Genomic DNA, 14,622 nt, shown 5'->3' with positions numbered 1-14,622 from the left:
CTAAACAGCAGGACGGAGTTGGACTCATCTGCATGCTTTTTAGAAGTAGAAGTACAATCACCATCCCATTTTCATTGGTTAATATGGCGCATTGTTGCGGAGATACCCGATGCGTTACTCGCAGGACCATAAAGCCCAGACCCACCAACGCATCATCAAGGAAGCGTCAGCGCGCTTTCGCCGCGATGGCATTGGCGCGACAGGTCTGCAACCGCTGATGAAAGCACTGGGCCTGACTCACGGTGGTTTCTACTCGCATTTCAAGTCCAAGGACGAACTGGTGGAAAAGGCTTTGCAAGCCGCAGGCGAGCAGGTCGATGTGATTTGCGCCGAGCTCTTCGCTCAAGATCGTCCGCTGGAAGCGTTCATCGACGCCTATTTGTCCGAATGGCACCAGACTTCACCCGATGAAGGTTGCCCGTTGCCGACCATGTCATCGGAACTCGGCCTGCGCGGGCAGCAAAGCCCGACCACTGACGTGGTGCTCAACGCACGGCTCGAACAAGTGCAAGGCACTCTTGAAGACGAGGACGCCGCCGACCAAAGCATCGTCATCATGTCGACACTGGTCGGGGCTTTACTGCTGTCACGCAGTGTCGAGAACCCCGAGCTGGCGCAGCGGATTCTCGACGTGACTCGCGCCTATCTCAAACAGCCCCGGGATTAACCCTCCCAACGCTTGAACAGCACGCTGGCATTCACCCCACCAAACCCGAAGCCGTTGGACAGCGCGTATTCGATAGCCATCGGCCGCGCCTGGCCGTGGACGATGTCCACGCCTTGGGCGGCGGGATCCGGGTTATCGAAGTTGAGGGTGGCCGGCACGACCTGATCGCGAATCGCCAACAGCGTGAAGATCGCCTCGATACCGCCCGCTGCGCCGAGCAAATGCCCGGTAGCCGATTTGGTCGATGTCACGGCGATTTCATTATCCGTGCCGAACAACGCCTTGATGGCTGCCAACTCTCCCAAGTCCCCGACCGGGGTCGAGGTTGCGTGAGCATTGAGATGCTGCACCTGCGCCGGCGAAATGCCCGCCTGGGCCAACGCCAGCGACATTGCCCGTCGCGCACCGCTGCCATCCTCGGGACCTGCCGTCAGGTGATAGGCGTCAGCACTTGTGCCATAACCGACCAATTCCGCCAACGGTTGAGCACCGCGGGCCAGGGCATGTTCCAGGGATTCGATCACCAGAAGGCCCGCGCCCTCCCCCATGACGAAGCCATCGCGGTCACTGTCGAACGGCCGCGAGGCACGCTCCGGGGTGTCGTTGTAACCACTGGACAAGGCGCGAGCAGCGGCAAACCCGGCGAGACTGACGCGATCGATCGCCGCTTCGGCGCCGCCACATACCGCGATGTCTGCCTCGCCACAACGAATCAACCGCGCCGCATCACCAATCGCCTGGACCCCGGCCGCGCAAGCTGTCACCGGCGCACCCAATGGGCCCTTGAAACCGTGCTGGATCGATACATGACCCGCGGCGAGGTTGACCAGAAATGAAGGAATGGTGAACGGCGACAAACGTCGCGGCCCGCGGCTGTCCGTGGTGCGCACCGCATCCGCTATCGCACCGAAACCACCCACGCCGGAACCGATAATGGTTGCCGTACGCTCCTGGGCATTGGCGTCCGCCGCTTGCCAACCGGCCTGCTCCAGCGCCTGACGCGCCGCTTCCATGGCAAACATAATGAAGCGGTCCATCTTCTTCTGCTCTTTGGGCGCCGTCGCCCGACCCGGGTCAAAACCCGCCTCGGGATCGTCAGCCAGCGTCGGCACTGCACCGCCGACCTTGGCCGGCAAATCGGCAACCACCTCGTCCGGCAAATTGCGCAACCCGGAACGCCCTGCCAGCAGACGCGCCCAGACGGCTTCGACGCCAGAACCCAATGGCGACACCAAGCCCATGCCCGTTACAACTACTCGACGATCACTCATACCGCAAATACCTCAAGCCGATTCATGACGCCTCACGTGTAACGCGCGGCAGCCTTACTTTTGGAAAGATTCGGCGCCAGTACATGACGCGCCGCAACGAAGGCATCCCAGTCGGCCGCATCCGGCAACGAAGGAATGGTGATCAACTCACCCTGGTCCAGACCCGACAACGCCGCATCGACCATATCATCGGCTTCCATGACCATATCCGCCGGAATCTGGGTCGCGTCGATACCGGAGCGCTCCCAGATTTCGGTGCGTGTTACGCCTGGCAACACGGCCTGCACCTTGACCCCGGTGCCCTCCAGTTCGGCGTTCAACGACTGCGTCAGACTTAACACATAAGCCTTACTGGCGCTGTAAGTGGCATTGAAGCGCTCGGGGAACAACGCAACCACTGATCCGATGTTGATGATCGTCCCCCGGCCCGCCTTGGCAAAACTGGCGGCCGCTGCCGAGGCCAACCGCGTGACCGTTGTCACGTTCAGTTGAATCAAACGTTCCAGCTGATCCATGTCGGCATTGGCCAACAAACCATCCGCTGCAACACCGGCGTTGTTCAGTAACAGGCTGATACTCGAATCGCTGCGAAGACGCTGTTCAAGCTTCAGCACATCATCCTTTTGCGTCAGATCCGCCTTGAACACCTCCACCTGAACGCCATGCTCGCCGCGCAACTTGCTCGCCGCTGCTTCCAGCCGCTCTTGATCACGGGCAACCAACAACAAATCAAAACCACGCGCCGCCAACCGCTCAGCGTAAATAGCACCGATACCGGAAGAAGCACCGGTGACGAGGGCCGTACCTTGGGACTGGACAGAATTCATGACTGTGCTCCTGGGAGATGCCTATGGGAAAGACAAGCGCCTGAACCTCAGAACGCTTTGGCGAATGATTGATTTATTATAGGCATAATCTTATCCGGATATGATAGCCGTAATTTTTCTCGCATCGACGGAAGGTCCGCATTTGTAGGAGCTGCCGAAGGCTGCGATCTTTTGATCCACTCTCGCCAGAATGCAAAAAAGGCCGGTCAATGACCGGCCCTCTTGGCGTTGATCTACAAGCTTAGTTCACCTCAAGCTTCTCGCGATTCTTATCCAGAATCGCTTTACCGATTCCCTTCACTTCAAGCAATTCGTCCACGGACGCAAACGGCCCATTACTCTCACGATAGGCAACAATCGCCTTGGCCTTGGCCTCGCCCACACCGGCCAACTCGCGCTGAAGGGTTGGCGCATCAGCCTGATTCAGATCGACCTTGCCGGACTGTGCCTTGGGAGAAACTTCCAGCACCAAGGGTGCATTGCCAGCCTCGGGCTTGACCGCCGGCGCAGCAATGGCAGCAATAGAGGCGCTGGTGAGCAGGGCGAAAACCAGAGAGTAGAAATAGCCAGTACGCATAAATGAAGCTCCATGACATCGATTGAGAAAGCAGCTTTTCCGAAGCTGCCTTCCAAACTTAGGCGATGTCTGGAGCCTGTCAAAAATGTGTCCGTTACAGGATGTGAAACAATCAGGGTTCGAGGCGACGTTGCTGGTAGATCCAGTCAACGATATCGCCGTCGGGGGTGTAGCCGCTGACGGTTTCGCGCAGGAGCTGACGGACACGACTGTAATCGTCATGATCGACAGCAATCAGCAACTCCCTCAATCGGCCTTTGAGAACATCCCAGGGCAAATGATCTTCGTTGGCGCTCATGATCATCGGATGTTGCGTCGCTGCCACGTTGTCGCCGATCAGCAACTCCTCGTAAAGCTTCTCACCGGGACGCAGACCGGTGAATTCGATGGAGATGTCGCCTTGCAAATTCTTGTCCGAACGAACGCTCAAACCGGACAGGTGAATCATCTTCTCTGCCAGCTCGACAATCTTCACCGGCTCGCCCATGTCCAGAACAAACACATCACCGCCCAGCCCCATGGAACCCGCCTGGATCACCAGTTGTGCGGCTTCGGGGATGGTCATGAAATAGCGGGTTATTTTCGGATGCGTAACCGTCAACGGGCCGCCGGACTTGATCTGTCTGTGGAACAGCGGGATCACTGAACCGGAGGAACCCAGCACATTGCCAAAGCGCACCATGGTGAAACGGGTCTTGTTGACCCGGGAGACATTGGCCTTGTCGCCGAACATCACCGGGGCGATTTCACGACTCAACGCTTGAAGCGTCATTTCGGCGAGACGCTTGGTACTCCCCATCACATTCGTGGGGCGTACGGCCTTATCGGTGGAGATCAACACAAAGTTGGAGACACCTGATTGCAACGCAGCCTGAGCAGTGTTGAGCGTGCCAATGACGTTATTAAGCACGCCTTCGGCAATGTTGTGCTCGACCATCGGGACATGCTTATAAGCGGCAGCGTGGTAGACGGTGTCCACTCCCCAGGTTTTCATCACATCCAGAAGTTTGTCTTGATGACGGATGGAACCGAGAATTGGCAACAATCTGACCGTAACAGACTTACGAGAAGCGCGTTGCTCCAGTTCCGAGAGAATGCTGTAGAGGTTGAATTCACTGTGCTCGAATAGCAAAAGCGTAGTCGGGCCCAGTGAGAAAATTTGCCGGCACAGTTCCGCACCGATCGATCCACCGGCGCCAGTGACCATGACTGTCTTGCCTTTGATACAGCGTTCGAGCAGGTCTGGTTGCGCTGGTACCGAGTCGCGACCCAAAAGGTCCGCGATATCCACTTCCTGGATGTCTTCGACCTTTACCCGGCCGCTGGCCAGATCGGTGAAGTTGGGTACGCTTCGGATATGAAGCGGGTAACGCTCCAGGATAGTGAGAATTTCCCGACGTCGTGCGCGGGTTGATGACGGCAGAGCCAGAAGGATTTCCTGCGCGCCTGATTCATCAATCATCTGTTGGATGTGTTTGGGTTTGTAGACTTGCAACCCGGCTATCGAACGATCCGCGATGCTTGGATCATCGTCGATAAACGCCACGGGACGCATGACCCGGCCCATACGAAGCGCCGCGACCAGTTGATTGCCTGCTACGCCTGCGCCATATATTGCAACCTTGGTGAGACCGTCATTTCGATTGGTAAAAGGCACATGCTGAGCGCCGGTGAACCAATCACCCATAAAGTATTGGCGCATGCAAAGACGCAGACCACCAATGATGACAAGGCTGAGCCACCAGTAATTGAAGATGATGGACCGCGGCACTACGGCTTCATGGTTGCTGTACCAGTAGACCACGACCGCAAGGATCAACGAGGACAGGCTCACAGCCTTGATAATGGCGATCAACGCATCGTTGCCAAAATAGCGCATGACCGCTCGGTACATGCCGAATCGGATAAATAAAGGAATGGCTACAACCGGCGCACATGCGAAGAGCCAGAAGTGGACCTTCAAGGGGTTGTACATGTCGTCGATGCCGAGGCGGACGATGAAGGCAAGCCAAAGAGCCATCCACACCAGCACAACGTCGGTGGCGACTTGAATCAGCCGTTTTTTCCGGCGAGGAAGACTAACCAAAAAAACCCTGAGTCTATCCGTAACGTCATCGAACACTATTCCCGCTCCCTCTCTCGGACGTTGCTACAGTGTACCTGCGCGAGCACTTCGATCACATGGAAATGCCCGACTGCCCCAACAACATGACCGATTTCAAGGCGAATGCCAAAATTTCATTCACGAACATGAGCGGGCATCCTGTTTTCGCATGACAGCGATCAGCGCCCCTCGTAGCATGTGTATCACGACCCTCACCACCTAATCCGTAGAGCACCGCTTTCACAATGTCGCGGACGCATGGAATTGATCATGCAAAAGGGGCGAAGTGCCGCTGACACAGACATTTTGAGCAATCCACCTTAAAATGCCCAACGCCTCACTTTTTCCACGGATAAAAATCTCGATGAGCTAATGCCTTACCTCAAAAAATCCAATATCCAAAATTGTGCATCCTCACCGAGTTCAACTGAATTAGAAGTCTAATCTCCTGTTGAGACTAGTACGACTCGGCAATGCTTGAGATTTAAAAATGAACACGCAGCCACATCGCTCGAGCTCAAGTCAGATGACTCATGATTCTCTAGCGGTCGAGACATCCAGGGCGAAAGTCGCTATTTTGCTTTGCACATATAACGGATCCAGGTTTCTTGGTGAGCAACTCGAGTCGTTTCTCAGGCAAACGCATAAAAACTGGATTGTTTACGCTTCCGACGATGGGTCGAACGATGACACGCTAGTCGTGCTGAACAACTATCAACAGGTGCTGGGCAAGGACCGTCTGATCCTATTGAGCGGACCGCGTCAAGGCTTTGCCAGAAACTTTCTATCGCTGATTAAAAATCGGTCAATCATCGCCGACTACTACGCGTTCAGTGATCAAGATGATATCTGGTTCGAGGACAAGCTCGAACGAAGTATTGCCAAAGCTGCTATTCCCCGAAGCATTCCTGCCCTTTATTGCTCCAGGACACGCCTGATTTCAGCTGACAAACAGGTACAAGGCTACTCTCCCCTTTTTTCCGCTGCGCCTGGGTTCGGTAATGCCTTGGTTCAAAGCATTGCCGGGGCAAATACCATGCTCATTAACACCCAAGCACGCGAATTGCTGGCCAAGACGCCGGACGACGCAGTGATCGTCGCCCATGACTGGCTGACCTATCTGCTCGTCACTGGTTGCGGCGGAAAAGTCTTCTATGACCCTCAGCCCACTCTTGATTATCGCCAGCACAACGAGAACCTCATCGGCGCAAACAACGGGTTGCGGGATCGATTGGTCCGCCTGGCAAAAATGTGCACGGGAAGATTCAGTGAATGGAGCACTCAAAACCTGCGAATCTTGAACAGCTTCCGGCCAAAGCTGACACCTCAAAGCCAACAGACGATGGAGCGATTTGAACAAGCTCGCCAAAGCTCGTTTTTTACGCGGCTTTACCTGATGAAAAAATCAGGAATCTATCGTCAAACGCTGCCAGGCAACATCAGCCTCTTCATCGCAGCGTGCTTGAACAGAATCTGAGACGCACATTCAAGGGTCAACCCGTATGGGGCATGGATGCCTCTGCGTCTCACATATGGTAAGGTGCCGCCCGCCATCGGCGAAGGGTCGTTGAGGGATCGCCACGCCATGCGAAAATAAGGGCAATGCTCAGTCAGTATCAGCCCGACATCCCGCACAGAGCTTGCCCGATAATATTGCCGAGGCGCCACTACCTTCGGTAGGCAGCGATGGACTCAAGACCTTTATGTAAACCAGTCGTTACATTCAGTTCCGCCATTGGGCAGCATTTAATACAGGTTCTTCGAAAAAGCAACGAAAACCGTCGAATAGACACAATATTGATTAAACTTGGTAACCACTGAAGGAACGAAATGAAGCGAGATGGAGTGATTCCCACTGCACTGTCAGGTGGCAACAAAACTATGCGTGGGATCAGCCCCTTCAACTTTCCATCAGCACGCCCAAAAGAGCCGGTGAGTGCCTACTCGCCAGAACCTGTCCCTGCCAGGACAGGTTCGCTCCTCAAAGTTCTGTTGACACTGCCAATGCGCCTCTTGCAGATGGCCATCGCAGTGACATCACCCTTTTTTCTGGTTGAGAATCCATGACGATAAAAACAACATTGCTGGCCATCCCGGAGGTCATCCTTTTTGAGCCAAAAATCTATGGTGACGACCGCGGCTTTTTTTATGAAAGTTTCAACAAAAAAACCTTTGATGATGCAGTAGGCCGCGACGTCCAGTTCGTCCAGGACAATCACTCAAGCTCGGTAAAGGGTGTGTTACGCGGACTCCATTATCAGATCAAACAACCTCAGGGCAAACTGGTCCGCGTAACGGTGGGCGAAGTCTTTGATGTTGCCGTTGACCTGCGCAAAAGCTCACCCACTTTCGGTAAATGGGTCGGCGCCTATCTAAGCGCTGAAAACAAACATCAGCTATGGGTACCTGAAGGGTTCGCCCATGGCTTCGTTGTTCTGTCGCCAAGCGCCGAATTCTTGTACAAAACCACCGAGTACTACGCACCTGCCTATGAACGCAGCCTGGCATGGAACGATCCTGCCATCGGTATCGAGTGGCCACTTGAGGAAGCACCTACCATGTCCGTCAAGGATCAGGCAGCAGCCCTGCTCAAAAATGCTGAGGTGTTTGCCTAGTGAATCCACATCTGTCTCCGGCAAGCGGACCTGCCAGCCTCGTCAAAAGCTTGTGGCATAACCGGCAACTTATCGCGCAAATGACCACCCGCGAAGTCGTCGGGCGCTACCGTGGCTCGGTAATGGGCTTGGCTTGGTCCTTCTTCAATCCGATATTGATGCTGGCCGTATACACCTTTGTTTTTTCCGAGATCTTCAAGGCCCGCTGGGTCGGCATGGATACAGGCAAAGGTGGTTTTGCCATCCTGTTGTTCGTCGGCATGATTGTTCATGGCTTGTTTGCCGAATGCGCAAACCGCGCGCCGTCGCTGATTCTGACCAACGGCAACTACGTAAAAAAGGTCGTTTTCCCTCTGGAAATTCTTCCGGTCATTACCTTGGGTTCGGCCTTGTTCCATAGCAGCATCAGCCTGCTGGTCCTGTTGATCGCCCAGGTGATCCTAACGCATACGATGCAATGGACGGCTCTGCTGTTCCCATTGATTCTGGTGCCGCTGCTATTGGCAACCCTAGGCTTCAGCTGGTTTCTCGCATCCCTTGGGGTGTTTCTGCGCGATGTCGGGCATGTCATCGCGGTACTGACAACCGTGCTGCTGTTTTTGTCACCTGTGCTGTACCCCGTTGCGGCGTTACCCGAGGTTTATCAGCCTTGGCTGAGGCTCAACCCGCTGACCTACATCATTGAAGAAAGCCGAAACGTTCTGCTTTTCGGACATTTGCCTCAGTGGGACAGCCTGGGCATAGCGATGATCATTGGCGCACTCATCGCCGCTGCCGGGTTCTGGTTCTTCCAAAAAACACGAAAAGGGTTCGCTGATGTCCTCTGATAATGTCGCAATCAGCGTACAAAACATCTCGAAGTGTTTTTATACCTATGACAAACCCCGGGATCGCCTGAAACAGGCAATCATGCCGCGCCTGCAACGCTGGGCGGGTGACGAGATCACCACATACGGCAAGGAATTCTGGGCATTACGCGACATCAGCTTTGATGTAAAAAAAGGCGAAACCGTTGGTATCGTGGGTCGCAACGGCTCTGGTAAATCCACGCTTCTGCAAATCATCTGCGGCACCCTGACGCCCACGACCGGTTCGATCGAAACCCGAGGACGTATTGCCGCGTTGCTGGAGCTTGGCTCCGGCTTCAACCCGGAGTTCACCGGACGCGAAAACATCTATCTCAACGCCGCAGTATTGGGCCTGACCCGGGATGAGGTTAACGAACGGTTCGACGCGATCGCAGGCTTTGCAGACATCGGCGAGTTCATTGACCAGCCCGTGAAAGCCTATTCAAGCGGCATGGCCGTGCGTCTGGCGTTTGCTGTACAGGCCCAGGTAGATCCCGACATTCTGATCGTGGATGAAGCCCTTTCCGTTGGCGACGCCCGCTTCCAGGCCAAGTGTTTTGAACGCCTGCGGCAACTCAAAGACAACGGGACCAGCATTTTGCTCGTCACCCACGCCAGTGAGCAGGTGGTTACTCACTGCTCTCGTGCGATTCTGATCAACGACAGCAGAATCGAACTCATCGGCGAATCTCGGCCGGTGGTCAACCGCTACATGGACATTCTCTTCGGCCGCGAAAAGCGTCCGGAAAAAAAGGAAGCACCCGAGCCACTGGCTGCGCTGCCAGCCCGATCTTCTGAAGCGGTGAAGCTCAGCTTCGAGCAAAATGCCTATGCGAGTCGGCCCGGTTACAACTCCCATGAGTATCGCTGGGGCGACGGCGCTGCCAGACTGCTGGACTTTCATTTGAGTGCTGCGGGACGCGAGTACCCGAACACGATTGAAACGGGTGAAGAAATCGAACTTAATCTCGCGATACAATTTAATCATATGGTTGTCAGTCCGATACTTGGCTTCACCATCAAGACCAAGGAAGGGGTAACGGTTTACGGTACGAATTCATACCTGCTTGATTGCGAATCGATGCAAACGATCGGTTCCGAAGGCTCCCAAGCTACAGCCTGTTTGAAGTTTGTTAACCGGCTTGCAACAGGTGATTACTTTATTTCCGTAGGGATCGCATCCAGGTCCGGTGAAGATATCTTGCCTCACGACCGACGCTACGACTCTATTCACTTTGTCGTAGCCCCCACTCCACAAGTGTTGGGCTTGATAGATTTAGGTGCATCCTTGGAAATCAAATTGGTAACTGAAAATGTTTGAACTTGATCGCTACGGGTATACCCGCGACGAACAGACCGGCGTATGGGTGCGTTCCGATTACCAAGGTATCGCTTACAGCGACGGTGATGTGACTGAAAACAAACTCGCCGCGATTATTCGCGATGCCGGGGATGTATCCGTCCTGTCTGAAGAGTTACCTCAACACTGCACCGACTGGGCGACGCTTTACCACCTAAGCTCCATTCGCGGCAATATCCTGCGCCCGTTCGAACATCTGCTCAAAGGCAAGGTCCTGGAGATCGGTGCAGGCTGCGGTGCAATCAGCCGGTTCCTGGGCGAATGCGGCGCACAGTTGCTGAGCCTCGAAGGCAGCCCGCGACGCGCGTCCATTGCCGCCAGTCGCACCCGCGGACTGTCGAATGTGACGGTTTTGGCAGAGCGCTTCGACGACTTCAAGACTGACGAACAATTCGACGCCATCACGCTTATCGGTGTGCTGGAGTACGCCAGCATGTTCAGCTCTGATGCTGACCCTGCCTATGCCATGCTCAAACGTATTCGCGGCTTGCTCAAACCTGATGGGCATCTTTTTATTGCCATTGAAAATCAGCTTGGCTTGAAGTATTTCGCCGGTGCGCCGGAGGACCATGTCAGCGTCCCAATGTATGGCATCGAAGGCCGATACGCCGCAGGCCAACCCAAAACCTTTGGACGTAAAGAGCTGGCGCGACTGATCGAGAGAGCAGGCTTCAAATCCTCGACGTTCCTGTCCCCGAGCCCGGACTACAAACTGCCGAACTCGATCATCACCGAGGCGGGTTTCGCGTCAGAAGACTTCGACGCTGCAGCGCTGGCCTGGCAGAACGTAAAAAAAGACCCGCAACTGCCCGAATTAACCCATTTCAATCTGGAAAAAGCGTGGCCGGTTGTCATCGATAACGAGCTGGGCATGGATTTGGCCAACTCGTTCCTGGTGGCAGCTTCGTGTGCCGGAACCGCTGCGATCTCGGATACAACGCTCGCTTACCATTACAGCACCGGCCGAAAAGCGGCGTACTGTAAGGAGTCGCTGTTTGTTCAGTCGAACCAAGGTATTGAAGTTCAATATCGACGCTTGGGGACAGAAATAGACCCCGAACAGGATAAGACTTTCAAGTACGTACTTCCAGCAACAGATGCCTACGCCAAAGGAAAAATCCTCAGCCTGCAGTTTTTAGAAACGGCCACCACCATTGATTGGACGACCCTCAGTTTCAATCCATTTCTCACGGTGTATCTCCAACATTTGAAAGTACTCCTGGCAAAAGAAGGGGTTGATCTTGGTCTTGAAAACATCACGGATCTGTTGCCTGGGCGATACATTGATGCAGTCCCCCACAACATCGTTATTGATGACAACGGCAACCCTTCCCTGATCGATGTCGAATGGGAAATGTCCGATGGTGTGGAGCTGGGTCATCTTTTGATGCGCGGCCTGCTGCTGCTGCTGGCGTGCGCCAACCCCCTTTCTGCCAGCGCCTCAACCCTGAGCAGACAGGCGTTCATCATCCAGTTGTTAGAAAGCGTGAACATTCACATCACGCCTGAAGACCTTGAGCGTTACATTGTCAAAGAGGCTCGTTTCCAGGAAAAAGTGACAGGCCGCAGTATCACCAATTTTCTTGACTGGTCTCCCGACAAGACGATTAATACGTTTGGCTCAGCTCAAATCAAGCGGCCGCGCGCCACCCTTTATTACAGCAGCTCATCAGACTCGTTCTCTGAGCGTAAGACAATCAGCCAGGAAGTACAAAACGGCGAACAAACACTCGCTTTTTCGATGGCTGCGATTTCCACTGACAGCAACGTACTGAGATTTGACCCGATCGACGCTCGACAGTCATTTACCATCAGCCGAATGAAAATTGTCCGTGACGCTCAAACCGTTTGGCTGTGGCAAGGTGAACACACGTCCGATTCTGGCGTAATAAAGTTCAGACGCGCCGACAAGAGCGCGCTGTATCTGTCCCTCAACAGCGACCCGTATCTGGTCTTGCCTGTCGATCTTCAAACACTGGGAAGTCTTGAACAGCTGACACTGGAAATAGACTTGACATTACTTATGGATGAGCAAATCGCTCAAGAGATTACCGTGCTTAGTGAAACAGCATTGAACGAAGCCTCAGCCAGGCTGACAAAACCGCTGGAGCGGGAACTAGAAGCGGCAAACATCAGATATGCAGAATTGCAACAGTCCACGCAGAAACAGTTAGAACTGCTAAGTCAAAGGAATTTGGAGTTGGAGCAACTGCAACTCAATAACTCTCAGGCCGACGAGCTCAATGAAAGAGCTCTGCACATTCAGAACCTGGAAGGCAAGCTCACGCTTCAACAGGTGCAAAAAGATACACACATCCATAATCTGAATTTACAGATTATTAGTATGCAAAGCTCTTCCAGCTGGAAGATGACTGCCCCCCTGCGCCGATCTATTCTGATCATGCGCCGCCTGCGTAAAATACTTCGGATACTGCCTTCAACCATCCGTCGGGGCGGCGGCATTCAAAGCACGGCTCAAAAAGCTTTGGCTGTCTGGAAACTCCAGGGAACGGCAGGCCTTATCGCCCGTCTTCGGTGGCTCAATGGTGCAAGCGAGTTCGCATTTATTGGACAGGAAACTCGCGAAGTACCGGACCGTCACGATTATTCAAGGTGGGTCGCGTACTACGATACTGTTGATGACAACGGTCGCTGGCGCATGAATGAAGAAATCAGAAAGTGGGCAAGGAAGCCTTTGATTTCGATCATCATGCCCGTGTATAACCCGCCTATCGACCTGCTTCGTGAAGCTGTAGAAAGTGTACAGGCTCAGTTGTATCCAAACTGGCAGCTATGCCTTGCTGACGACGCGTCGACACAACCCGCTGTGCATGAATATCTTAAATCGCTGACAAAGGAAGATAAGCGCATCAAAGTGGTTTTCCGCTCGGAAAACGGCCACATCTCCCGCGCCAGTAACTCTGCGATTGAAGTTGCCACAGGGCAGTACATTGCTCTGATGGACAATGATGATCTGCTGCCCGAGCACGCACTCTACTGGGTAGCTCGCACAATCATTGAAAATCCAGACGTAGGCCTGATTTATTCCGATGAAGACAAGATCGATACCGACGGAAAAAGAAGCTCGCCTTATTTCAAATCAGACTGGAACGAATTTCTGTTTCGCTCGCAGAATATGGTTTGCCACCTGGGTGTCTATCGCAAAGATCTGGTGGAAAAAGTCGGTCAATTTCGCCCAGGCTTTGAAGGTGCACAGGACTACGACCTGGCGCTACGTTGCAGCGAGCAGTTGGAACGCGAGCAAATCATCCACATCCCGCGAGTGCTGTATCACTGGCGCATACATGCTGGCAGTACTGCAATGGCGGGCGATGAGAAGCCCTACGCAGCCTTGGCTGGTGTGAAAGCACTGGACGAACATTTGCAACGTAAGGGTAATATTGGTTCGACAGAACTTCTGCCAATGGGTATGTACCGTGTTCATTATCAGTTGCCTGAACAGTTACCATTGGTCAGTTTGATTATTCCGACCCGTAACGCCCACGGCTTGGTAAAGCAATGCATCGATAGCATCAAGACGCTGACCACCTATCCTAGCTACGAAATCATTCTGATCGACAACGGCTCTGATGATCCCGAGTCTCTGGAGTATTTCACTGAAATAGATCGGGAAGACAATATCCGCGTCCTGCGCGATGACGGCCCCTTCAACTACTCAGCTCTGAATAATGGTGCTGTACGCCAAGCGCGCGGGGAGTTGATTGGCCTGATTAACAACGACATCGAAATCATCACCCCGGAATGGCTTGATGAGATGGTATCTATCGCTCTGCAACCTAACGTCGGAGCTGTGGGCGCACGCCTGTGGTATCCCGACGATCGCTTGCAACATGGCGGCGTAATCGCGGGTGTTGGCGGCGTTGCAGGGCATTCACATAAATATCTGCCCAAGGGTGATTACGGCTACTTCTGCAGAGCAGCACTGATTCAAGAACTCTCAGCAGTAACTGCAGCTTGTTTGATTATTAAAAAATCAACATTTGATCAAGTCCATGGACTAGACGAAGAAAATCTGAAAATCGCATTTAATGACGTGGATTTCTGCCTACGCATTCAAGAGGCTGGCTACATCAATGTATGGACGCCATTCGCCGAAATGTATCACCACGAATCAGCCACACGTGGGCTTGAAGATACGCCCGAAAAGAAAGAGCGTTTTATGAAAGAAGTAACTTACATTCAAGCGCGTTGGCCAGACATACAAAATGATTATGCATACAATCCAAATCTGACGCTTGACCATGAAGATTTCGGGCTTGCTTGGCCACCAAGGGTAAAACTATGACCATGCAAACGCATTAAGTTTGGCGCGCCTTTTTAGGCTCCTTGCCA

Annotated in this window: 10 protein-coding genes; 6 read left to right on the top strand and 4 right to left on the bottom strand. The window is 53.6% G+C overall.

Translation table 11 applies throughout. The features are described from left to right. The first annotated feature begins 109 nt into the window (after positions 1-109). Positions 110-667, top strand: coding sequence for a TetR/AcrR family transcriptional regulator (locus tag ACIQU2_RS02690; RefSeq protein WP_111450694.1), 558 nt, complete (start codon positions 110-112; stop codon positions 665-667). Here the strand turns inward: ACIQU2_RS02690 and fabF are convergent. The 4 genes from fabF to ACIQU2_RS02670 form a co-directional block, all read right to left on the bottom strand. After that, positions 664-1,938 carry a beta-ketoacyl-ACP synthase II gene (gene fabF, locus ACIQU2_RS02685; protein WP_403138382.1) on the bottom strand — a complete coding sequence of 425 codons (1,275 nt, stop codon included), beginning with the start codon at positions 1,936-1,938 and terminating at the stop codon, positions 664-666. The two genes, ACIQU2_RS02690 and fabF, sit on opposite strands and share 4 nt — an antisense overlap. A 32-nt stretch (positions 1,939-1,970) precedes the next feature. After that, the gene (locus ACIQU2_RS02680) at positions 1,971-2,765 is read right to left on the bottom strand and encodes an SDR family NAD(P)-dependent oxidoreductase (protein ID WP_403138380.1); all 795 of its coding nucleotides are present in this window, start codon (positions 2,763-2,765) and stop codon (positions 1,971-1,973) included. Positions 2,766-3,006: 241 nt separating this feature from the next. Continuing rightward, positions 3,007-3,342, bottom strand: coding sequence for a ComEA family DNA-binding protein (locus tag ACIQU2_RS02675; RefSeq protein WP_403138377.1), 336 nt, complete (start codon positions 3,340-3,342; stop codon positions 3,007-3,009). Positions 3,343-3,454: 112 nt separating this feature from the next. Beyond that, positions 3,455-5,362 (bottom strand): polysaccharide biosynthesis protein, encoded by a 1,908-nt coding sequence (locus tag ACIQU2_RS02670; RefSeq protein WP_403138880.1) that lies wholly within the window; start codon positions 5,360-5,362, stop codon positions 3,455-3,457. Between the two features lie 610 nt (positions 5,363-5,972). On the opposite strand from ACIQU2_RS02670, the gene ACIQU2_RS02665 reads away from it, so the two are divergent. The 5 genes from ACIQU2_RS02665 (at position 5,973) to ACIQU2_RS02645 (ending at position 14,575) form a co-directional block, all read left to right on the top strand. After that, entirely contained in the window at positions 5,973-6,923 is a 951-nt protein-coding gene (locus ACIQU2_RS02665) for a glycosyltransferase family 2 protein (protein ID WP_403138375.1), read from the top strand. Between the two features lie 592 nt (positions 6,924-7,515). Continuing rightward, a complete protein-coding gene (rfbC, locus tag ACIQU2_RS02660) occupies positions 7,516-8,061 on the top strand; it encodes a dTDP-4-dehydrorhamnose 3,5-epimerase (RefSeq protein ID WP_403138877.1) in 546 nt (181 codons plus the stop codon). After that, positions 8,061-8,888 carry an ABC transporter permease gene (locus ACIQU2_RS02655; protein WP_403138372.1) on the top strand — a complete coding sequence of 276 codons (828 nt, stop codon included), beginning with the start codon at positions 8,061-8,063 and terminating at the stop codon, positions 8,886-8,888. The genes rfbC and ACIQU2_RS02655 overlap by 1 nt, the downstream gene beginning before the upstream one ends. Beyond that, positions 8,878-10,230 (top strand): ABC transporter ATP-binding protein, encoded by a 1,353-nt coding sequence (locus ACIQU2_RS02650; RefSeq protein WP_403138369.1) that lies wholly within the window; start codon positions 8,878-8,880, stop codon positions 10,228-10,230. Before ACIQU2_RS02655 ends, ACIQU2_RS02650 begins: the two co-directional genes overlap by 11 nt. Next, positions 10,223-14,575 carry a glycosyltransferase gene (locus ACIQU2_RS02645; protein WP_403138367.1) on the top strand — a complete coding sequence of 1,451 codons (4,353 nt, stop codon included), beginning with the start codon at positions 10,223-10,225 and terminating at the stop codon, positions 14,573-14,575. The genes ACIQU2_RS02650 and ACIQU2_RS02645 overlap by 8 nt, the downstream gene beginning before the upstream one ends. Positions 14,576-14,622: the final 47 nt, after the last annotated feature.

The sequence above is a fragment of the Pseudomonas sp. NPDC098740 genome, from assembly GCF_044760065.1.
GTDB lineage: Bacteria > Pseudomonadota > Gammaproteobacteria > Pseudomonadales > Pseudomonadaceae > Aquipseudomonas > Aquipseudomonas rossensis.
The sequence above is the reverse complement of the archived record's forward strand: the minus strand, read 5'-3'. Positions and strand labels throughout refer to the sequence as shown.